General features: G+C 44.5%; 18 protein-coding genes. 12 read left to right on the forward strand and 6 right to left on the reverse strand.

The window, feature by feature from the left end; genetic code table 11:
- Positions 1–11 precede the first annotated feature (11 nt).
- The 8 genes from bshB2 (at position 12) to Q9R46_RS09125 (ending at position 8,561) form a co-directional block, all read left to right on the forward strand.
- Entirely contained in the window at positions 12–689 is a 678-nt protein-coding gene (bshB2, locus tag Q9R46_RS09090) for a bacillithiol biosynthesis deacetylase BshB2 (protein WP_145330607.1), read from the forward strand.
- A 222-nt stretch (positions 690–911) separates the two neighbouring features.
- A complete protein-coding gene (locus Q9R46_RS09095; RefSeq protein ID WP_311279761.1) occupies positions 912–2,309 on the forward strand; it encodes a right-handed parallel beta-helix repeat-containing protein in 1,398 nt (465 codons plus the stop codon).
- Positions 2,306–2,908, forward strand: coding sequence for a nitrous oxide reductase accessory protein NosL (locus tag Q9R46_RS09100; RefSeq protein ID WP_311279762.1), 603 nt, complete (start codon positions 2,306–2,308; stop codon positions 2,906–2,908). Before Q9R46_RS09095 ends, Q9R46_RS09100 begins: the two co-directional genes overlap by 4 nt.
- A 24-nt stretch (positions 2,909–2,932) precedes the next feature.
- Positions 2,933–3,754: an ABC transporter permease gene (locus Q9R46_RS09105; RefSeq protein WP_311279763.1), complete on the forward strand. Its 822-nt coding sequence runs from the start codon at positions 2,933–2,935 to the stop codon at positions 3,752–3,754.
- Complete coding sequence (gene ccmA, locus Q9R46_RS09110; protein WP_311279764.1) at positions 3,747–4,460, forward strand: heme ABC exporter ATP-binding protein CcmA; 714 nt, start codon at positions 3,747–3,749, stop codon at positions 4,458–4,460. Before Q9R46_RS09105 ends, ccmA begins: the two co-directional genes overlap by 8 nt.
- Before the next feature lie 13 nt (positions 4,461–4,473).
- Positions 4,474–5,067 carry a redoxin domain-containing protein gene (locus Q9R46_RS09115; RefSeq protein WP_311279765.1) on the forward strand — a complete coding sequence of 198 codons (594 nt, stop codon included), beginning with the start codon at positions 4,474–4,476 and terminating at the stop codon, positions 5,065–5,067.
- A gap of 271 nt (positions 5,068–5,338) precedes the next feature.
- On the forward strand, positions 5,339–5,767 hold the full coding sequence (locus Q9R46_RS09120; RefSeq protein ID WP_311279766.1) for a nuclear transport factor 2 family protein: 429 nt from the start codon (positions 5,339–5,341) through the stop codon (positions 5,765–5,767).
- 862 nt (positions 5,768–6,629) lie between these two features.
- Entirely contained in the window at positions 6,630–8,561 is a 1,932-nt protein-coding gene (locus Q9R46_RS09125) for a fructose-1,6-bisphosphatase (RefSeq protein ID WP_311279767.1), read from the forward strand.
- Positions 8,562–8,653: 92 nt separating this feature from the next.
- Here Q9R46_RS09125 and Q9R46_RS09130 read toward each other — a convergent pair whose 3' ends face one another.
- The 3 genes from Q9R46_RS09130 to metE all read right to left on the reverse strand — a co-directional run bounded on the left by Q9R46_RS09130 (position 8,654) and on the right by metE (position 11,746).
- The gene (locus tag Q9R46_RS09130) at positions 8,654–8,935 is read right to left on the reverse strand and encodes a GNAT family N-acetyltransferase (protein ID WP_311279768.1); all 282 of its coding nucleotides are present in this window, start codon (positions 8,933–8,935) and stop codon (positions 8,654–8,656) included.
- Positions 8,928–9,179, reverse strand: a complete 252-nt coding sequence (locus Q9R46_RS09135) for a (4Fe-4S)-binding protein (protein WP_311279769.1) — start codon at positions 9,177–9,179, stop codon at positions 8,928–8,930. The genes Q9R46_RS09130 and Q9R46_RS09135 overlap by 8 nt, the downstream gene beginning before the upstream one ends.
- A gap of 269 nt (positions 9,180–9,448) precedes the next feature.
- Positions 9,449–11,746, reverse strand: coding sequence for a 5-methyltetrahydropteroyltriglutamate--homocysteine S-methyltransferase (gene metE / locus Q9R46_RS09140; RefSeq protein ID WP_311279770.1), 2,298 nt, complete (start codon positions 11,744–11,746; stop codon positions 9,449–9,451).
- 273 nt (positions 11,747–12,019) lie between these two features.
- On the opposite strand from metE, the gene Q9R46_RS09145 reads away from it, so the two are divergent.
- Positions 12,020–12,652 (forward strand): hypothetical protein, encoded by a 633-nt coding sequence (locus tag Q9R46_RS09145; protein ID WP_311279771.1) that lies wholly within the window; start codon positions 12,020–12,022, stop codon positions 12,650–12,652.
- A gap of 143 nt (positions 12,653–12,795) precedes the next feature.
- On the opposite strand, the gene Q9R46_RS09150 is transcribed toward Q9R46_RS09145, so the two are convergent.
- Positions 12,796–13,608 carry an undecaprenyl-diphosphate phosphatase gene (locus tag Q9R46_RS09150; protein ID WP_311279772.1) on the reverse strand — a complete coding sequence of 271 codons (813 nt, stop codon included), beginning with the start codon at positions 13,606–13,608 and terminating at the stop codon, positions 12,796–12,798.
- 339 nt (positions 13,609–13,947) lie between these two features.
- On the opposite strand from Q9R46_RS09150, the gene Q9R46_RS09155 reads away from it, so the two are divergent.
- Positions 13,948–14,988 (forward strand): ABC transporter substrate-binding protein, encoded by a 1,041-nt coding sequence (locus Q9R46_RS09155; protein WP_311279773.1) that lies wholly within the window; start codon positions 13,948–13,950, stop codon positions 14,986–14,988.
- A gap of 149 nt (positions 14,989–15,137) precedes the next feature.
- Here the strand turns inward: Q9R46_RS09155 and Q9R46_RS09160 are convergent, their stop codons facing one another.
- On the reverse strand, positions 15,138–15,560 hold the full coding sequence (locus tag Q9R46_RS09160) for a MerR family transcriptional regulator (RefSeq protein WP_145412965.1): 423 nt from the start codon (positions 15,558–15,560) through the stop codon (positions 15,138–15,140).
- A gap of 211 nt (positions 15,561–15,771) precedes the next feature.
- Here Q9R46_RS09160 and Q9R46_RS09165 point away from each other — a divergent pair, with 211 nt between their 5' ends.
- Positions 15,772–16,812 carry an NAD(P)-dependent alcohol dehydrogenase gene (locus tag Q9R46_RS09165; protein WP_311279774.1) on the forward strand — a complete coding sequence of 347 codons (1,041 nt, stop codon included), beginning with the start codon at positions 15,772–15,774 and terminating at the stop codon, positions 16,810–16,812.
- 198 nt (positions 16,813–17,010) lie between these two features.
- On the opposite strand, the gene Q9R46_RS09170 is transcribed toward Q9R46_RS09165, so the two are convergent.
- The gene (locus Q9R46_RS09170) at positions 17,011–17,991 is read right to left on the reverse strand and encodes an aldo/keto reductase (RefSeq protein ID WP_311279775.1); all 981 of its coding nucleotides are present in this window, start codon (positions 17,989–17,991) and stop codon (positions 17,011–17,013) included.
- A gap of 481 nt (positions 17,992–18,472) precedes the next feature.
- Between Q9R46_RS09170 and helD the strand changes: the two genes are divergently transcribed.
- Positions 18,473–20,893: an RNA polymerase recycling motor HelD gene (gene helD, locus Q9R46_RS09175; RefSeq protein ID WP_311279776.1), complete on the forward strand. Its 2,421-nt coding sequence runs from the start codon at positions 18,473–18,475 to the stop codon at positions 20,891–20,893.
- Positions 20,894–21,058: the final 165 nt, after the last annotated feature.

Here is a 21,058-nt window from a genome sequence, read left to right on the forward strand (position 1 = left end):
AGGAACAACATATGACAAAGAATGCACACGATGAGCACCAACGCATCCTGGTGGTTTATCCCCATCCAGACGACGAAGCATTCTCCGTATCGGGCACGTTAGCCAAATACATTGATTCTGGAGCACACGTTACATATGCTTGTCTGACGCTGGGTGAGATGGGACGTAACATGGGCATTCCGCCGTTTGCGAACCGCGTGACCCTGCCATCCATCCGCAAAGAGGAGCTTATTGAAGCAGCGAGTGCGATTGGTATTCAAGATTTAAGGATGCTAGGTTTTCACGATAAAATGGTAGAGTTTGAAGATCCTCAACTGCTGGATGGCAGCATTATGGCTCTTCTTGAGGAGATTAAACCTTCGCTGGTCTTTACATTTTATCCCGGATACAGTGTTCACCCCGATCATGATGCGACAGGAGCCGCGGTGATCAGGGCTGTCAGCCGTATACCGCTGGAAGAGCGTCCTGTTGTTCATTGCGTGGCTTTTTCTAATAATCATGAGCAGCATATTGGCAAGCCTGATGTGATCGTAGATGTCTCCCAATTTCTTGCGCAAAAGCTCGCCTCGATCCGCGCCCATCGCTCGCAGTTTCAGGCGGCCGAGTTGCTCGGTAATCGCAAGTTGAACGATGAAGAACTTCAAGCACGCTTCGGGCGTGAACGGTTCTGGACCTATACCTTTGCATAAATTGAACATGTCATGTCTAAAGTCGCCAAGTTGGCGGCTTTTTTTCATTCAATCACAATTTGGACACAAAAGTAAGCAACCTATAGCCTGATGGGGCTATATGGGAAATTTATCATTTTCGATACACTGTGTGAAGGACTGGGATAACGCATTTATGTAACAGCAAATGAAGGAACGGAGGGAAGCGGTGATGAGATGGATGAAAAATGCAGGAACAAAAATATGAACAGTAATAAACGATTCAGTATCCGTAGATTTGCAGTAAGTACTCTGATCGTGATCGGACTGGGGCTCCTTCCAGTGTTTCAAACTACCCTGAATGCTACTGGAGTCACTGAAGATCGTGAATCCATCCTGCTTCAGCCCATTATAGACCAAGCGGATACAGGAGCGGTTATTCATCTTGAATCTGGTCGATATGCAGGCCCCGTAAACATCTCTAAAGCACTCACTCTCATTGGGGATGATTCGGTTACCATCCATAATGAACAGGAACAAAGTGCGATATCCATTCAGGCGGAAGGTGTGAAATTGGAAGGGTTTACAATTGAACAGCACGGTCGTCAGCCAGCAGCAGCTGTGCAGATAACGGGTAGCAATAACGAAATATCTGAACTTATGATTCGCACCAAAGGCGCTGGTTTGCTTGTGCGTGATGCTGCTACTTCTGTCATACGAAATAATACGATTGAGTGGGCAGGTGCAAGCACAGCATCCAGCAGTCAAAAAGGCAACGGGATCGATCTCTACAATTCACATAACAGTAGGATTGAGGGTAATCAGATTGAGGGCGTGCTCGATAGTATCTATCTGGAGAACAGTCGAAACGTAACAGTGAACGATAATCGTTTCATGCAAACCAGGTACGGTATTCATTGCATGTATATCGATGGATCATCTGTTACGAATAACACAGGAGAAGGTAACATGACTGGTGCCATGATCATGGGGGTTAAAAATACGGTTGTATCAGGCAATACCTTTCGCAAACAAAGTTCGAATGTTCATTCCCAAGGTATTTTGCTCTATGACGTGCATCAGTCCAAGATCCGCAGCAATACAGTAGAGGGCAATCGTGTGGGCATGAATATCGCTGAGTCCACGGATAATAAAATCTACGACAACGGTTTGATCCGCAATTTTGTAGGAATTCAGATGGTGCTTTCTGAGGGAAATCAATTTACGAAAAATCGATTTGTTTCCAACGTTATCGATGCTTCGACAATGGACAGCAAGGATAATATTTTGAAAGAAAACTATTGGGATTCCTTTCAGGGATTGGATCTGAATCAGGATGGAATCAGCGAGCTTTCTTATGCAATTAACCCGTTCTATGAGCAATTAATAAGCAGAAATGCTGCTTATCAGCTCTTTTTTCAATCACCGGGCATGGTCTTTCTGAGTGACTTGCATTCGGAAGGGAAGAGCAATTGGACAACAGATGAATCACCGCAAATGAGCATTGTAAACGAGCATAATGATGTTTCAGAAACATCCGGAAATTTCGGTACAGATGCAAGAAATGTGGAAAGCCGGTCAAGTACGGTTATGATAATTGGTTTACTTTTACTTGGTTTGTCTGCTAGTACGATGATCTATATGGGGGTATGGAGAAAATGAATAAACGATGGATTTTGGCAATGGTGTTGCTGTTAGGGACTGTGATGTTAACGGCCTGTGGGCAGAAGTATGCGGCTGTGCCTATTAACGAGGATGTGGATATCTGTGCGATCTGTAATATGCAGGTGAAGGATGATGCGTTTGCTACACAGCTTACAACGAAGGACGGTAAAAACTTCAAGTTTGATGACCTCGGCTGCATGAACGAATGGAAAAAAGAAAATGGCACAGACAATATTGGCATGGACTATGTGCGTGATTATAACGATAAAGAATGGATCGAATTCAATAAAGCGACCTATGTATATGACCCTTCACTCAGAACACCTATGGCGTATGGCATTGTTAACTTCAAGGATAAAGCTTCTGCCGAGGCATTCGTGGCCGAGCAGGGTGTAGGCAAACTCATGACTGCGGAGGAACTCTCTTCTCATGATTGGACTCAGAATATGGATAACATGAATATGGACGGAGACGGGCACGGGCATGGTCACGATGAGGGCGTGACGGATCAAGGTTCGAAGCATGATACGGGTGAAGATATGAGCAAAGATATGCATCAAGAAGGTGAATCGAAAGAAGGATCAGGCAACCACTGATGCGGATAGGGGGTGGTGAAGCCGATGTCTGATATGTTACACATAGCAAAAAGAGAGCTGAAAACGGGGTTTCGTAACCCCTGGTCGTATTCGTTTCTCGTTCTTTTTTGCACATTTAGCTTAAGTCTGTTACTTCTGAATGCACAGAATCCGGTTCAAGGATATTCGGGCACGACTGGTTCCATGCTGAACCTGATTCTGTATCTTTTACCGCTGATGACGCTGTTCCTGGGTTCATTCTCATTGACTGCTGAAAAGGAAGACGGAAGCTGGCAGCTTCTATCGACGTATCCCATCGGCACGTTCTCCTTCATTACAGGCAAATATCTTGGACTAGCCGCCGTGTTACTACTCATCGTGACATTTGGCTACGGCCTGATGGGGCTGGTTAGCGGGTTGCTTGGAAATCCGATCGATCTACTGACCTATCTGCTATTTCTGGCGTTTTCTTGTGGACTTGTGCTTTTATTTCTAAGTATTGCGTTATGGATTGGATCGTTGTCCCGTAACCGCTGGCAAGCTTTGACGATTTCCGTATCGATCTGGTTTTTCGCCGTTATTGGCTGGCCGACATTATTACTTTCGATACTAGGGTTACTGCCGTACCTCTGGATAAAACCGTTGCTGGTGGTGTTGACCTTTCTGAACCCTGCTGAATTGGTAAGGTTGTTTATTGTGATCAGGCTCGGCGGTGGTTCTATCCTGGGGCCCGAGTATTATCAATGGGTAATGTGGGTGCAACAGCCATGGGGAAGTACCCTATTTATCGGAATATGTCTGTTATGGATAAGCTTCTCCATTCTCATTGTCTACGCTATCTGGGAAAGGGGGCGCTCTCGTGCTTGAACCGGAAGTTATTGTGAAGGGACTATGCAAACAAATTAAAAGTCAGAGCATCGTCAAAGATATCTCCTTTCGTCTTGATTCGGGTCAGGTGCTTGCCGTCTGCGGCGGAAACGGTGCAGGCAAAAGTACGTTGCTGCGTATGCTGGCAGGCATTCTGCGCCCGACATCAGGTGAGGTTACGGTAAATAACGTCCGCTGGTCACAGGATCGCAAAAGGTACGCAAATCAGATCGGATATATGCCGGATGACTATCAGTTCAGCCAAGGTCTTACGGCCGGGGAAGCTTTGTTATTTTGGGCTTCGCTCCGTAAGCTTCCCCGAGAGCGGGTGCAGGAAGTGTTAGAGATGGTGGGACTCAGCGAGCAAAAACATAAACGAGTGACCACCTTCTCCAAAGGCATGCGGCAGCGTGTATTGTTTGCTCAGGCGATGCTTGCAAAGCCCGCTCTTCTGATCATGGACGAGCCTACCAATGGACTAGATCCATTCTGGATGCAGGAGTTCGTACACTTACTGGGAGATATCAAGCAGGAAGGGCACATAGTTGTGTTTTCCACACATCAGCTTGAAGTGGCGAATGACATTGCAGACCAGGTGATGTTTATGAATCAGGGTTCAAATGTCGGGGAAGGCACCGCAGAAGATATTCGAAATCAGTATGGTTCACTTCATGCTGCTTTTCATCAGAGTCTGGGAATAAAGTGAAGGTGATGTGATCATGCTAAACAAGCCGCAAAGCAGGGATACGAACAGTGCGCAACAGGACGGACAAAAAAAGAAAGGGCCGAAAATAAGACGGATTGCTACGATGTTGATTGCACTGGCAGCATTGGCTACGGGAGTATGGGCCGTGCTGGCGAATCTATCGAACTCAGATGCGAAGAGCAACAATCCAATTCGTACAGGAGTCGAGGCTCCTGATTTTACAGCGGTTAATTCCGAAGGGGAGCAAGTCCAGTTGTCTGATTACCGGGGCAAAGCCGTGATGATTAACTTCTGGGCATCCTGGTGCACGCCATGTGTAAGAGAAATGCCCTTGGTTCACGAGCTGGCACAGCAAAATCAAAACAACGTGGAGACACTGTTTGTTAACGTGGGGGAGAGCAAGGGGACCATTACCGAGTTTATGAAAAGTCATCGGTTCGATTTTCCGGTAATCATTGATGCAACGGGCAAGGTATCCAAACTGTACCGTATCAATGGCCTGCCAGCCACAATGGTTATTGATCAAGGGGGGCATTTCAGCCATATCTTGCTCGGTGAACTGACAGAGGATATTCCTTTGCAACAATGGTTGGAGGAAAGGTTGTGAATGTCGACGATTAATATATGATTGTTAAAAATAAAGGGCATTTCAAAATAATGATCAAACAAGCTGGTTCCTTAATGTAAGGAATTTCAGATTGTTTGATCATTTTTTTAGCGTTATTTTTCTGAATTCTTTTTATTGTTCGAAAATTTTCGAATTATTTATTGCTGCTTTGTGGATAGTGTGATATATTTCTTTTCGTGCCAAACAGTTCGAAAAAAATCGAACTAAATTATGCTACATAAAATAATGTAAAAATACAGGAGGTAATACTATGTCTAATACAGCAACCGCTGGTAACACTACTAACTCTCTGAATACCGATGCAAACATCACGATGTTAAATAACTATTTCCGCTTGTTTGATGCATCTCGCACTGACGATCGGGCTATGAAGGATTTGTTATCCCTGTTCACGCAGGATGCTGAAATTGTTTCAAACGGTAGCAGTCGTACAGGATTCGAAGTCGTTGTTAAGACTATTTATGAATACAACAAAGACATTAAACATATGTGGGATGCATGGGTTCTTCAGCCCGACGGCAGTTATCGAACGAACTGGGTGGTATGCGGTCAAGCGGTAGATGGCACGGTTTTCACCAAAGCAGGTATAGATATTATGCGTATAAATGAAGAGGGAAAGATTATGTATATGAAGAACGTGCAGACGACTGAAGATGCTTACAAGGAATATAATTCGTAAGATAAATATATGTAGGTGTTACTTTATAGGCCTCTGGTATGCAATAATCACTGGTTTGCTACATAGTAACCCAAGTAACCCTTTTTTTAAAGCAACCGAACTATTCTAAAACTAAAGAAACCGATGGGACCTTTACAAATGTATAAGCCCATCGGTTTTTATTTTTTTAACGAAAAAATATGTTCATATACGAGTAAACTGATCTCGTTATTTATGACCACCGACGGATTTCTTTCCAACTTCACATCTGGAGGTTTCTAAACAGTTCGCTTTTTGCAGTTAGTGGCTTGACTGGTGGTAGCAACCTTCCAACAACAGTACTACCGTTCATCTTACGTGGAGTTAATCTGTTAGGTATTGATTCGGTTTATTGTCCACAAGAAGAAAGAAATATTTTGTGGAAAGAAATGGCAGGAGAAATGAAACGCACTACTTTAGAGAAACTGATAGATCGTGAAATTTCACTTCAGGAGGTTCCTGAGGCAGTATCAACAGTTTTACATTCTAAAACTTTCGGACGAATACTTGTACGTGTATCTTAAATTTATGTAGATCATCACCTCAAATTTTCGTATGTAGGAGTAATTACGCTCCCTACATCGGTTCAAGAAACCCCAGTCATTTGTAGACTCTGGGTTTCTTCTCGTATACACAACAATAGTAATCATTTATCTAAATTAACTCCAGTACATTGTCTCAATATAAATTCAATCAAAATTCATTCGATGAAATTTGTTCATATAGGATGAACTGGAGTATGATTAGGGAGGACAATGCTGATAATCATCATATAAGTAAAAGTCCCTTGGAAACTTACTATACAATCAATACCACATAACTTCTTTGAAGGGGGACATCTGTTTTGGATGAGCAGTTTCTAGATTTATTGGCGCAGAAATATGATACTGAAGAAAAAATCATCACCGAGATCATCAACCTTGAAGCGATCTCCAATCTCCCTAAGGGAACCGAGCATTTTGTCAGTGATTTGCATGGGGAGTTTCAGGCTTTCCAGCATGTACTACGAAATGGTTCGGGTACCGTCAAAGAAAAAATCAAGGAATTATTCCGGGAGGTATGGACGGATCAGGAAATCAATGATTTTGCAGCTCTGGTTTATTATCCAGAAGAAAAAATACAGCTGGTTATAGCGGAATTGAGTAATAAATCGGCTCTAAGCCAGTGGTATAGACAAACAATTGAACACATGCTTAAGCTTATTTCTTATGCCTCTTCCAAGTATACACGCTCGAAATTGCGTAAAGCTCTGCCGGAACAATATGTATATATTGTAGAGGAGCTTCTATACAAGACGGATTCGACCAACAATAAAGATCCTTATTATGAGGAAATATATCGGCAAATTATAGCCCTGGGCCAAGCGGACAAGCTCATTATCGGCCTTGCTTATACAACCCAGCGCCTGGTGGTTGACCATCTTCATGTGGTTGGGGATATTTATGACCGTGGTCCAGACCCCGATAAAATTATGGATACACTAATCCATTACCATTCTGTAGATATTCAGTGGGGAAACCATGATGTCCTCTGGATCGGGGCGTACGCGGGTTCTCTGGTCTGCCTCGCTAATATTATCCGAATATGTGCCAGATACGATAATCTGGACATCATAGAAGATGTATACGGAATTAATCTGCGCCCACTGCTAAACTTGGCGGAGAAATACTATGAAGACAATCTGCCTTTCAGACCTAAGGTGCAGGCTGGCCATCATGTATCAGAGCAGGAAATACTGCAGATCACCAAAATTCACCAAGCCATTGCCATGATACAGTTTAAACTTGAAAGCCCGATTATCAAGAGACGGCCATACTTTAATATGTCTGAAAGACTTTTGCTGGAGCAGATTGATTACGACAAAAATGAAATCAAGATCTGCGGAAAAACGTACAAGCTGGAAAACACCTGTTTTACAACCGTAAATCCGCAAAAGCCTGAACAATTGCTGGAGGAAGAACGCCAAGTGATGGAGAAACTGCTGTTCTCCGTTCAGCATTCCGAAAAGCTGGCCAGACATATGAACTTCCTCATGAAGAAGGGAAGCCTTTATTTAAAATACAACGGGAATTTGTTAATCCACGGCTGCATTCCTATGGATGAAGAAGGAAATATGGAAGAAATGCAGATTGAAGACAAGACCTATTCGGGCCGTCAATTGCTTGATGTTTTTGAGGAATATTTACGTTACGCATTTGCGCATCCGGAAGAGACAGAAGATCTGGCGACGGATATGGTATGGTACATCTGGACAGGAGAATGTTCTTCACTCTTTGGCAAGAGAGAAATGACCACTTTTGAACGTTATTTTATTCAAGAAAAAGAAGCACATAAGGAGAGAAAAAATCCTTATTACCATTTACGTGAAAATGAAGAGATCTGTCGAAGAATCTTGCAGGAGTTTGATTTGAATCCGGATCATGGACATGTCATTAACGGCCACACGCCGGTCAAAGAAATTAGTGGAGAGAGCCCTGTGAAAGCCAACGGAAAAATGATCGTGATTGACGGCGGTTTTTCCAAAGCCTATCAATCCACAACAGGCATTGCCGGATATACCTTGCTTTACAACTCTTTTGGCATGCAGCTCGTCGCCCATCAAAAATTCAATTCAAAAGAAGAGGTGTTATGCAACGGAACGGACGTATTGTCTGTAAAAAGACTTGTGGATAAAGAGCTGGAACGGAAACTGGTGAAGGAAACCAATGTTGGGGAGAAGCTGCAGCAGAAAATCTCAAACTTGAAGGACCTACTAGACTATCGCTATATGAAATGAGAGCAAATGCTAAAAGTACAAAGAGCCCCCATGCGAGGGAGGCTTTTTGTACTTTTTTCTGCACTTATAAAAATCAACTGCAACTAGTAGCATTATTGATGGAGAACATCTGCATATTCAGAGATACGCTCGAAACGTCCCTTGGCAAAAGGACATAAAGGTAAAATCTTAATACCGTTTTCCCGTGCGTATTCCACCATAGCTTTGATAAGCTCATCACCGAGCCCTTGTCCCCGGTAGGCATTTTCGACCAATGTGTGATCAATAGTGTACAGCTCTGGACTTGAGATTACATAGGTCATCACCGCAGCAATGTCGCCGTTATCTTGAATAACAAATCTTTTATTGGCAGCTTCATGTTCTACGTTATGCATGTTCATCCTCTTTCTTTGTTGAAAATTCATCGTTCAGAAGCTTATACGTTAATGCTCCGCTTGGGCATGTGTCAATATGCCGGGCAACAGCCTCTGAAGTGTCACCATCGGGATCAACCCAAGGACGCTTGCTCAAATCAAAAACAGCAGGGAGGCCCTTTACGCAGATACCGGAATGAATGCATACATCCGAATTAAACATGACCTCGATATCTTTACCGTAGTATAACTTCTCCTTCGTCATAATCTCTTCACATCTTTCACTTTAGAGTATGAGTTTGTATACAGATTGCTATCCCATGCATTCATGGTAAACATGTCTGCCAGGCGGCTCTTGATGTCCGAATTATAATGAGGAATCATGGATTAGTCAACGTGACGAATGACCTAATACGTTGATGTAATACTGATTTTAAAACGTGATCACATTAAAAAGCCGGAATCCTGCATGATACAGGTTTCCGGCTTATAATAATTGAAGCGTCCGTATAAATCATCAGTTGTTCAACTTTTCTAGTTCAGAACAGGAGTAGCATTATACTTTGCCCGTGCAATTCGGGTTGCATCCACCATGTTTTTCAGAGAAGCCACGGTTTCTTCCTGTCCACGGGTTTTCAGACCGCAGTCCGGATTGATCCAGAACAGCTTCGGATCGAGCACACGCAAAGCGCGGTCAATCATATTGCTCATTTCTTCGACGCTTGGTACACGCGGACTGTGAATGTCATATACGCCAAGTCCAATACCTAGCTCATAGGTATTCTCTTCAAAGCTGTGAATCAGCTCGCCGTGGCTGCGCGAGGTTTCAATGGAGATGACGTCGGCATCCATCGCTTCAATAGAGTCGATCATATCGTGGAATTCGCAATAGCACATATGGGTATGAATTTGGGTTGTATCCTGTACAGTGCAGGTCGTAATACGGAAAGCATTGACCGCCCAATCCAGATAACTGGCTTGTTTATGTTCTTTGAGCGGCAAGCCTTCACGAACGGCAGGTTCATCCACCTGGATCATGCCGATGCCAGCTTTTTCAAGCGCTTCAACCTCTTGTCTGAGTGCATATGCCAATTGATACGCAATCGTTTCCCGTTCAATATCATCCCGAACAAAAGACCAGTTCATGATGGTGATCGGGCCAGTCAGCATACCTTTGACAGGGCGATCTGTTTTCGACTGCGCATACTTTGTTTCCTCCACCGTCATTTCACCTACAAATTCAACATCTCCGAAAATAACAGGCGGTTTCACGCAGCGTGATCCGTAAGATTGTACCCAGCCATATTGGGTGAAGGCGAAGCCAGCAAGCTTCTCTCCGAAAAATTCAACCATGTCCGTACGTTCAAACTCACCGTGAACCAGCACGTCAATGCCGATCTCCTCTTGAATGTTAATCCAGCTGTCAATCTGATCACGGATAAAGGAACTGTACTGTTCATTGTTCAACTCGTTTTTGCGCCATTGCTGGCGAGCTTTTCTAACCTCCGTTGTTTGCGGGAAGCTACCAATCGTTGTCGTTGGAAACAGAGGCAATTGCCATTTGTCCTGTTGTGCTATATGACGTTGTGCAAACGGACGTGAGCGGTTAGGCTCTTGTACCCGGATAGAAGCCACAGCATCCTGTACTGTCTTACGATTACGATCTTCAGAACGCTGCAATGCTTGCAGTTTCAGCTCGGCTTCGTTGATTTTAGCGGTAATGTCTGCATCGGTCTGTTTGAGTGCTTTGGTCAAAATAACGATCTCATCCAGCTTTTCATCGGCAAATGCGAGTGCTTCTTTAAGTTCAGCAGCAAGCTTGGTTTCTTTTGCTGTTGTCACAGGCACATGCAGCAAGCTGGAAGAGGACTGTACGATTATCCTTTCAGCTGTGACGACTGAAGTAAGGGTGCCCAACAATGTCAGCTTGTCCTGAAGGGAGGCTTTCCAGATACCGCGTCCGTCAATGATGCCTGCGCCAAGCACTTTATCTGCTGGAAAACCACTCGTTTGAATGGATTGCAGGTTGCCTTCAAGTCCATGTACAAAGTCAAGACCGATGCCTTGCACTGGCAATTGAATGATTTCGTTGTAGTTTTCCACGGACTCAAAGTATGTCTGCAGCAAGATATTTAAGCCAGGAACAGCGGATGCAAAGGCTGTATAGATTTTGTTCAAGCGCTGTACGTCCTGGTCATGCAGTTTGGTGACAAGAATCGGCTCATCGATCTGTACCCACTGTACGCCTGCGTCCGCAAGTTCTTGTAATACCTGAGTGTAAAGCGGAACCAACTGATCCAGCCAAGCATCGGTTTCGGATGCATCATACCCCTTGGAGAGCTTCAGGAAGGTCAGCGGTCCAACGATGACTGGTTTACCTTCAATGCCGAGCTTCTCTTTGGCTTCAAGGTATGCGATCAGCGGTTTATTCTCGGTTAAAATCGGCGAAGCATCGTTCAGTTCAGGTACAATATAGTGATAGTTCGTGTTGAACCATTTGGTCATTTCACTGGCTGCGGCATCTTTCGTTCCACGGGCGATGCCGTAATAGGTGGAGAGAGGCACAGCGCCTCCGGTATAAGCAAAGCGTTTTGGCACAATACCAAACATCACGGCTGTATCCAGAATATGATCATAATAGCTGAAGTCGTTCACTGGAATCAGGTCGATGCCTTTGGCTTGCTGCTTTTGCAAATGATCGAAACGAATTTCCTGTAGTCTCGCATGAAGTTCATGTTCTTGCAATTTTCCTGACCAGAATGCCTCAAGTGCTTTTTTCCATTCCCGGTCGGCGCCAATTCGCGGATACCCCAATACGCTGCTTTTTGTCATTTGTCCTAACCCCTCTGCAATGTGTTAACAGTAAGGTATCATATAAGCATGGCTATTAAGTAATTCCATTAAATTATATCTAGCTATAGCTTTGGCCTATATCAGGGGAGATCACGAACAAGATATAGAACAAGGACGATGGAAGTGAAGAGGGAAGGGGGAACAAAGCCATAACGCTTCTACTGGAAAGAGGTAATCTTGTCTGGAAGTAGACATACGGGCGTTCCGATGGTTAACTAGGTTTATGGCAAGAAGGAAGGGAAGGCGGCATCTGTGAATTTGTTTTATGTTCAATCGATTGTAGATGGAGTCAGCAAGGTGAAAAGCTTTCTGGAGGATAACTATATCGGCATCCCGTGGTCAGCGCTTGGCGATCTGGAGCAGGCGTCATCGGAGGAATTACGTGAACTGTTGGAGCAGCGCTATGGCCTTGTCGCGGATAAATCAGGCGAAGTTTTGCAATCGATCCAGCTGTTTGCACACGGGATGAGTGATGGGGATTATGTCGTGATTAAGGATGAGGATTGGATGTATGTCGGAGACCTCGGCGATTATTATTATGACGACTCGATTGGCACAAGCGATGACTTGATCTGCCACCGCAGGGGCGTAACCTGGCTTGGACGGGTACCGCTGGAGGAGATCAATGAACATATGCAGACCTTGTTGCATGATCCAAACGTTGTTGCTCAATTCAGGTTGCCTGTAACGCAGGCGAGGCTGGATCAGGCCCTTAGGGGCAATAGCAATGCAACGGGGATTGTGGAGACAGAAGATCACACACCCGCACGGGTTGATCAATCCACGATTGAGGCCGCATTGCAAGTACTTAAAGAAGCATTAAAGAGCAAGGATGAACGGCTGAGAGTCCAAGCGGCAACCGCGATTTTGCAATATGCCAAGTGATAAGCCCGGCTTCGGTTGAGCGTTGAAATAGTAAGAATAAAAGAAGTATCAAGTAAATGAGAGGAACAAAGCACATTGAACAAACTATAAGCATAATAGGGACAACCATCATGGTTGCCCCTTGTTGTGCATAGAGAATTTTTTTATAGAAAGATGAGTAACAATGTTCCTGCCGCAAAGCAGTAATATGAAAAATACTTCAGATTGCCTCGGGCCATAATGCCCATAAACCATCTCATAGAGAAATAGGTAACGACCAGCGTGGTGATAAACGCGATCAGGTAAGGGATAGCAAGCTGGGCGCGGTTTGGATCATGCGCAATATCAGATGCACCCATAATCAGACCGCCGATACTGATCGGGATGTAGAGCATAAAAGAAAATTTCAACGCGGTATCCTGTTTCATGCCGACCGCAATGGACGAAATGACGGTAGCACCCGAACGGCTGATCCCCGGAATAAGAGCGACAGCCTGAGCGAGTCCAACCAGCACAGCATCCTTTGTCTTTAAATCACCGTCCTGCTTGCGACCGCGCAGATTACGAATAAGCCAGAGAGCTACACCCGTAATTAGCAGGGCCACTGCAACCGTATAAACAGATGAGAAGATGTCCTCAATCTGATCTTTGAACAGCACTGCAGCAACGGCGGCAGGAATTGTACCGATGACGATATATAAGCAAAACATAAAGTCTGCCCGATATTCCGATTTGCGAGTTGTTAAATAACCCCACCCACCGGTAATCAGCTTCATGATGTCTTCCCGGAAAATAAAAACAATGGCAATTAATGAAGCGGTGTTCGTCAAAATTTCAAATGAAAGGCCGTTTTGCTTCAGCCCCATGAGCCGCTGGGCAATAATTAAATGGCCGCTGGAAGAGACCGGAATCGGCTCCGTTGCACCTTGAACAATGCCCAGAAAAAAGTACTTTAACCACAGTATAATCTGATCCATCTTGTCCTCCTTGAAACATTTCTCTTCATTCTCTAAAACCATGTTCTCAACCATACTCTCTCTAAAACCATGTTCAAAACCATACTCTAAGATTATTCTCTTTCTTAAATCTCTCTATCCACTCTAATGATGATAGCCTTTTAACTTACCAGATGGCAAGTTTGGAATAAAATTGTCAGAGAAAATGTGATGTGAAGTCTCTTTTTGCAATTAATAGACGAAGTTCGGAATGAATATATTAAACTTGTATTGTAAAAAAGATAGAGTCGTGATATCGTTGATAACGATTATCAATATCATTTGATTCAAAGAATACAATATATTAAAGGTGGGGTTATTTTGAGTAGTACAAAAAGAAGTTCAATATGGATCATGATGGCGCTGGTGTTCGTGCTCATCCTGAGTGCATGTGGTCAGTCTGCTTCGAATACAGCTAAAGATGGGGCAGAGAAGACTGCTACATCCTCAGATACTACAAGCAAAACAAGTAACAATTCATCTGGTTCGACCGACACGGGAGCAGGTGCAGAAGATGAGATGGTTTCATTCGAGTCTGATGCAGGTGAAGTGCAAGTCCCTAAAAATCCGAAGCGAATTGTGGATTTAACAGCCTTCAACACAGGGTACTTTGTAGCACTGGATGCTCCAGTAGTTGGAGCATTATCGGGCTCGATGAAAAATAAATACATCAAAGATCAGCTTGCTTCCCAAGGCGCAACAGATTTAGGTGATCAACTGCCTACGCCGGAGCAGCTGCTTGCTCTAAAACCGGATCTGATTATTGTCTACACAGGTACAGAAGGCATTGATAAGCTGTCTCAAATCGCACCTGTTGTTCAAATCGAGTATGGTAAGCATAACTACAAAGACTTGATGCTGAAGATGGGTAAACTCACAAACAGAGAAGATGCAGCTAAAGCCTGGATCAGCAAGTGGGAAACTCAGATCAACGATTTAAAACCGAAGGTAAACGCAGCAGTGGGTAATCGTACCGTATCGATCCTGAATCCATATGATAAAGGGTTGTATGTCTTCGGTCATAACTATGGGCGCGGGGGAGAAATTATTTATAGCGAGTTTGGACTTAAAGCCCCAGCCAAGGCTCAGGCAGAAGCGATTGACAGCGGCACAGGCTGGGCTTCCATCTCGATAGAAGTGCTGCCGGATTATGCAGGGGATATTATTTTCACCAGCCCGTGGTCCGGGGACACGAGTGATTCCAAAAAGATTTACGAAAATAAGCTATGGAAGAACCTCCCCGCTGTCAAAGCCAATCATGTATTTCAGCTAGATCCATCGTCAGATACCTATAACGACCCGGTATCGTTGGAAGGACAGCTTAAATTTATTACGGATAGCTTACTTTCAGCATCCAAGTAGTTTCAGCAAGTAGATTTCATTTATAACAAATAGACCGAAGGAAAAAAGAGGCTCCGACCGTTTAGGTAGGAGCCTCTTTGCGTGAAGCGAGATAATGTTGGAGGGAAAATCAGTAGGCCCCTCCCAATCATTTAATATCCTGCATTACTCTAGGAGCTTGCTATATGCTGAGGGTTAGGAGCCAATGCGATTTTGTGAATATTCTCCGTTCCAGCTTCGATGGCCTGCTGATAATAACTGCGTTTATGCTCAATAACCTCCATTGTTCTCCGGAGTTCTTCCATTTGAGCCTCAACGCTGGCTTTGCGCTCGGTAAACATGTCATACCTCTGATGCAAGGTTGCATCACCCTCCGAGCACCAGGCTATGAATTCCCGGATATCCTTGATTGGCATTCCGGTAGCTTTCAGACATTGGATTATTTTCAGAAAATCAATATCGGAGTCCTTGAATTGTCTCGTTCCGGTCGAATTACGTTCGACGAAGGGCATGAGTCCCTCTTTGTCATAATAGCGCAATGTATACACAGTCAGATCCAATTTTTTAGCGACTTCACTTATGGAATATGTCATATCGAGTTGTTCCTTTCCATTCTAGATCAGATCGAGATTAAACCATGTATGGTACAGGGCTTTCGTTGATGCGAGTGAATTCTATCATGCGGTCAGGAGTGATGTCAAAACGAGCAATTTTTTTAAAAAAAGTAGAGCAAAACATTTGACCTAGAGTTAACTATAGGGCGTAAGATAGAGAGGATTCCAAAATCATAAGGAGGTTATACTATTGATTACAGCTAAAGCCAGAGCCGTGGATGGACCCGATCAACCCTTCCGTTCCGCAGAAATTAACCGCCGTGATCTGGATACCACGGATGTATTAATTGAGATTAAGTTTGCCGGTATCTGCCACTCGGATATTCATACAGCCCATGGGGAGTGGGGACCTGTCAATTATCCGCTCGTACCGGGCCACGAAATTGCCGGGATTGTGACTGAAGTAGGCAGTGGTGTAACGAAATATAAAGTAGGCGACCGCGTAGGCGTTGGATGTATGGTCGACTCTTGCGGCGAATGTGAGAATTGCCGTAAAGGAGAAGAGCAGTACTGCCTGAAAGGTAATATTCCAACGTATGCAGGAGTAGACAAATACGGTGAGCCGACCCAAGGCGGTTATTCCACACATATCGTGGTAACCGAGAATTTTGTAGTGCGCATTCCTGACAATATTGAGCTGGATGCTGCCGCACCGCTGCTATGCGCCGGCATTACCACCTATTCTCCGTTGCATCACTGGGGCGCTGGTCCGGGTAAGAAGGTCGCAGTCGTAGGGATGGGTGGCCTCGGTCATATGGCGGTTAAAATCGCACATGCGATGGGAGCTGAGGTTACGGTCCTCTCCCAAACGCTGAGTAAAAAGCAAGACGGATTGCAGTTTGGGGCAGACCACTACTACGCAACGAGCGATTCGGAAACATTTGAAAAGCTGGCAGGCTCATTAGACCTGATCATTAATACAGTAAGTGCCAGCATTGATATCAATGCTTATTTCTCGCTGCTCAAGTTGGACGGCACACTCGTTAATGTAGGGGCTCCGCCTGATCCACTCCCCGTCAATGCATTCTCGCTAATCGGACATCGCCGCTCATTCGCAGGTTCCATGATTGGCGGCATACGTGAGACACAAGAAATGCTTGATTTCTGCGCTGAGCATGATATCGTCCCGAGCATTGAGGTTATTTCGGCAGATCAGATTGATGAAGCTTATAAACGTGTGCTCGCTTCAGATGTAAAATATCGCTTTGTAATTGATGCAAGCACTATTTAACAGAGCAGAGGGGAAGAGAGTTTAGTTAACGCCTTCACCTATGAATAAAATAAAAATGATGTATTAGCAAATAGCCCCTATTTCCGCAAAGGAAAGGAGGGGCTATTGTTGTTACCATAACATTTTGAAAACCGTAAACCTTACGACCATATCGTTGACGGATCATAAATATGTTTTGTTGTGCTCCTTGAAGGTTGTTTACTGAGCACCCACGACAGGATGCGGAACATAAGGCTCTTCCAGAAAAGCGACATCCTCTGAAGTAAGCTTCACAGACAGTGCGCCCAGGGCAACATCGAGATGTGAATGTTTGGTTGCGCCGATAATCGGAGCAGTCACGGTCTCTTTCTGTAACAGCCATGCCAGCGCTATGTGTGTACGAGGCACATCATACTTCTCGGCAATAGCCGCCACCCGTTCGACAACGATGCGATCCGCGTCACTGGTGGCATTGTACTTTGATTTCTGAATCATATCCGTTTCAGAGCGATGGGTCGTCACCGACCAATCTCTTGTCAACCTGCCGGATGCGAGTGGGCTGTATGGCGTGACGCCGATTTTTTCCTCTTTGCACAGAGGGAGCATCTCCCGTTCCTCTTCACGGTAAATCAGGTTCAAATGGTTCTGCATGGAAACAAATTTGGTCCAGCCGTTTTTCTCCGCTGTATATAACGCTTTCTGGAACTGCCATGCGAACATGGCGGAAGCACCAATATATCTGGCTTTCCCGGACTTCACCACATCATGGAGTGCTTCCATGGTTTCTTCAATAGGCGTGTTATAGTCCCAGCGATGAATGATATATAGATCCACATAATCCGTTTCGAGACGTTTCAGACTTTTGTCGATTTCACTTAAAATGGCTTTTCTGGACAACCCGGAGCCGTTGGGACCTTCATGCATTCGTCCATGAACCTTGGTCGCAATCACGACCTGATCACGGTCTGCGTAGTCTTTCAAAGCCCGTCCTAAATATTCTTCACTTGTGCCGAGTGAGTAGATATTGGCCGTATCAAAAAAATTAATACCAAGATCCAGTGCCTTACGAATCACGGATCGGGAGTCTTCTTCGTTCAGCACCCACTCGTGAACCCATTTACTGGCGTCCCCGAACCCCATACAACCGAGACAAAAGCGCGAGACATCGAGCCCTGTATTGCCAAGTTTAACGTATTCCATCGTAATCACATGTCCTTTCTACTCAAAATTGCCACGTATTTCACATATTTAATAGGATGGCTACTTTCTGTTCTATTATGTCATGAATCTATAATGAAACTGTAGTGCATTTCAATCAAAAGTTTGCCTGATCCGATCAAAATGGGGAGTAGCACTCCTTTACGTATAGAAACGTTGAGTAGAGCATCAAATGAAATAAAGCCCCTTGGAACAGACCAAGAGGCTAAAAGGTAAGTAAAGTTTTATAAGTAGTTTTATAAAATGAAATGTTGGTCCTTTGAAAGAAAGAAGTTTCATGAGCATAGAAAAAGATTGAACGCAAAAATGCGCTGTGATATAATCATGAGCGCAGTTGACATTTCGTTAAAATATTTAAATGATGTATCATTTTTTACCCTAAATTAATTTTACATCGAATTCTACGATTTGTCAACGCGTTTTTTCATTCCAAAAAATGGGTTGAGGAGTGTGGTTAACTTATATGACAGAAACGAACGAGTGGCAATTGGAAAAAGAAAGATTGGCTCACGTGCGAAATGAACTGCAGGCGAGACTTGACGAACTTGAACCCCAAGTTGAAGGGCTTGCCGATCAGGCCACGGAGATTCGCAAACGTTTCTGGGAAGAAGTCACGATTAATACCGGATCATACACGGATTTTGAAGAAGCCTTTTATACCATTAATCAGCAAGCGAGAGTACTGGCTGAGCGAGAACGTGGACATAAGTTATTGGTGCAACAGTGGAAAAATGTGAACCGTTTGTTGCCCTTACCTTACTTCGGACGCATTGATTTCAAGGAAAAGGATCTTGGCTTTGCAGAGACGATTTACATCGGTGTGTCCTCTTTCACGGATAAAGAAGGCTTGAATTTTCTAATCTATGATTGGCGTACTCCGATCGCAAGTCTTTATTATGATCATGCCTCTGGTCCGGCAGATTACGAAACACCAATGGGACGAATCGAAGGCACCGTGGAGTTGAAACGTCAGTTTCAGATTCAGGATGGCCAGCTACTTGGCATGTTTGATGCCAGTGAGACGATTGGAGACGCACTGCTTCAGGAGGTACTCTCCAAAGGAGCCAATTCTCAGATGAAAAGCATCGTGGCAACGATTCAAAAGGAGCAGAATGCCATAATCCGTGATGATCGTAGCCGAATGCTGATTGTGCAGGGCGCCGCAGGTAGCGGCAAGACATCCGCTGCGCTTCAGCGAGTGGCCTATCTATTATATAAACATCGCCAGACGATCAAGGCAGATCAGATGGTTCTTTTTTCGCCAAATCCGATGTTTGCCAGTTATATCTCGACCGTATTGCCTGAGCTGGGTGAAGAAAATATTCAACAGACGACGTTTCAGGAATATGTGAATTACTGGCTAGGATCTAGTCTGCGTCCGGAAGATCCCCTTGACCAGATGGAGTATGTGCTTACTGCCGATGGGGAACCAAGTTACGCCGCTCGTATGGAAGGCATTCGCTATAAAGCATCCGCGGAATTTATGAAAGCTTTGAAGAACTATGGGGAATGGCTTGGACGTGAAGGATTAAACTTTATCAGCATCGGGTTCCGTGAACGGGAGTTTATTACTTCGGCTCAGATGAAGGCACAATTCTCTACGTACGATGTCCATCTTTCGTTACCCAGTCGGATATTGTTATTGCAGGAATGGTTACTAAAACAACTGACAGTTCTAGAGCAGCAGGAACGGCAAGCGGACTGGGTGGAGGAAGAGTTGAATTATCTCGATATCGACGATTACGCAGATGCGTATGGTAAGCTGCATAAGGAAAAGCCTGTATTCGAAGTGGCTGAGCAGTATGCAGCCCGGGAAAATGCTGGCAAGCGCCCTGACCTGGATGAAGGCTCGTTTGATTTTCTGGAACGAGAAGAAGAATTGCTCCGGCGAAAAATAGTGAAACAGACGTTCAAGCCGTTAAGGCAACGAGTACGAAAGTTCAAGTTCGTCAATGTTCAGTCAGCGTATGAACAACTATTTGTAGATGCCGCAGCCTATCAAGAACGTACGTATGGAGCAGCAGTTCCAACTCAGTGGGATGAAATCTGCAAACAAACCAAAGACATGTTGCGTCAGAACAAGCTCTTCCATGAAGATGCTACTCCGTATCTATATGTCAAAGAAATTATTGAAGGTGTGCGTATCAATACGGATATCCGTTATGTATTTGTGGATGAGGGGCAGGATTATTCGGCATTTCAATACGAATATATCAAAAAGCTGTTTCCCCGTGCCCGCATGACGGTACTAGGCGATTTCGGGCAAGCAATCTATATGCAGGCTACGGAGCTTGCCGCTGCGGATTCCCCACTATCCGGGTTGTATGGTGAGAAGGAAACGAGACTTATCCGGCTGTTGCAAAGTTATCGTTCAACACGTGAGATTGTAGAATTCACAAGAGCTATGCTGCCCGGCGGCGAAGAAATTGTTGCTTTTGACAGAAGCGATCACAAACCCGCATTAATCCGGGTAGAGGCAGGAGAGAATCAGCGTGACGAGTTCATCCGATCTGACATTGAGGCGCTTCAAACAGAGGGTTTTCGTTCGATTGCCATCATAACCAAGACCGCGGCAGAGAGTCACCTTGCATATGAACGTTTAAGAGAGACCGGCGTAGAGGGACTAAAGCTGATCACGAAAGACACGGAGCAGTTTGAAAAGGGCGTGATGGTCATTCCCGTGTACCTTGCCAAAGGTGTGGAATTCGATGCAGTGCTTGTGCATGATGCTTCATCCGGCAAATATGGAGAGGAGTATGATCGCAAACTTCTATACACAGCTTGTACCCGTGCTATGCATCGGTTGCACCTCTATACGGCGAAAGACTGGTCGCCTTTCGTGCAGGCATTGCCTGAAAACTTGTATCATTTAAAAAGTGTATAAGTTCACCTTTTCCATAGTGTGAATCTCTGCCTCAACTGTGAATTTATTTAAAACGGTTGACAATATTCAACAGCTGGTTCAACGATTTACACTCTAAGACGTCGAAGGAAAGCCGCTGCATCTAGCGGCTTTTTTTGCGTTGAAATCTATTTTTTCTCATGCTAA

It is taken from the genome of Paenibacillus sp. RRE4 (assembly GCF_031844205.1).
Classification (GTDB): Bacteria; Bacillota; Bacilli; order Paenibacillales; family Paenibacillaceae; genus Paenibacillus; species Paenibacillus xylanexedens_B.

Coding starts and splice junctions, on each gene's coding strand:
- bshB2 (WP_145330607.1), top strand. CDS start 12: ATGACAAAGAATGCACACGATGAGCACCAACGCATCCTGGTGGTTTAT.
- Q9R46_RS09095 (WP_311279761.1), top strand. CDS start 912: ATGAACAGTAATAAACGATTCAGTATCCGTAGATTTGCAGTAAGTACT.
- Q9R46_RS09100 (WP_311279762.1), top strand. CDS start 2,306: ATGAATAAACGATGGATTTTGGCAATGGTGTTGCTGTTAGGGACTGTG.
- Q9R46_RS09105 (WP_311279763.1), top strand. CDS start 2,933: ATGTCTGATATGTTACACATAGCAAAAAGAGAGCTGAAAACGGGGTTT.
- Q9R46_RS09115 (WP_311279765.1), top strand. CDS start 4,474: ATGCTAAACAAGCCGCAAAGCAGGGATACGAACAGTGCGCAACAGGAC.
- Q9R46_RS09120 (WP_311279766.1), top strand. CDS start 5,339: ATGTCTAATACAGCAACCGCTGGTAACACTACTAACTCTCTGAATACC.
- Q9R46_RS09130 (WP_311279768.1), bottom strand. CDS start 8,935: ATGCATAACGTAGAACATGAAGCTGCCAATAAAAGATTTGTTATTCAA.
- Q9R46_RS09135 (WP_311279769.1), bottom strand. CDS start 9,179: ATGACGAAGGAGAAGTTATACTACGGTAAAGATATCGAGGTCATGTTT.
- metE (WP_311279770.1), bottom strand. CDS start 11,746: ATGACAAAAAGCAGCGTATTGGGGTATCCGCGAATTGGCGCCGACCGG.
- Q9R46_RS09150 (WP_311279772.1), bottom strand. CDS start 13,608: ATGGATCAGATTATACTGTGGTTAAAGTACTTTTTTCTGGGCATTGTT.
- Q9R46_RS09160 (WP_145412965.1), bottom strand. CDS start 15,560: ATGACATATTCCATAAGTGAAGTCGCTAAAAAATTGGATCTGACTGTG.
- Q9R46_RS09170 (WP_311279775.1), bottom strand. CDS start 17,991: ATGGAATACGTTAAACTTGGCAATACAGGGCTCGATGTCTCGCGCTTT.
- helD (WP_311279776.1), top strand. CDS start 18,473: ATGACAGAAACGAACGAGTGGCAATTGGAAAAAGAAAGATTGGCTCAC.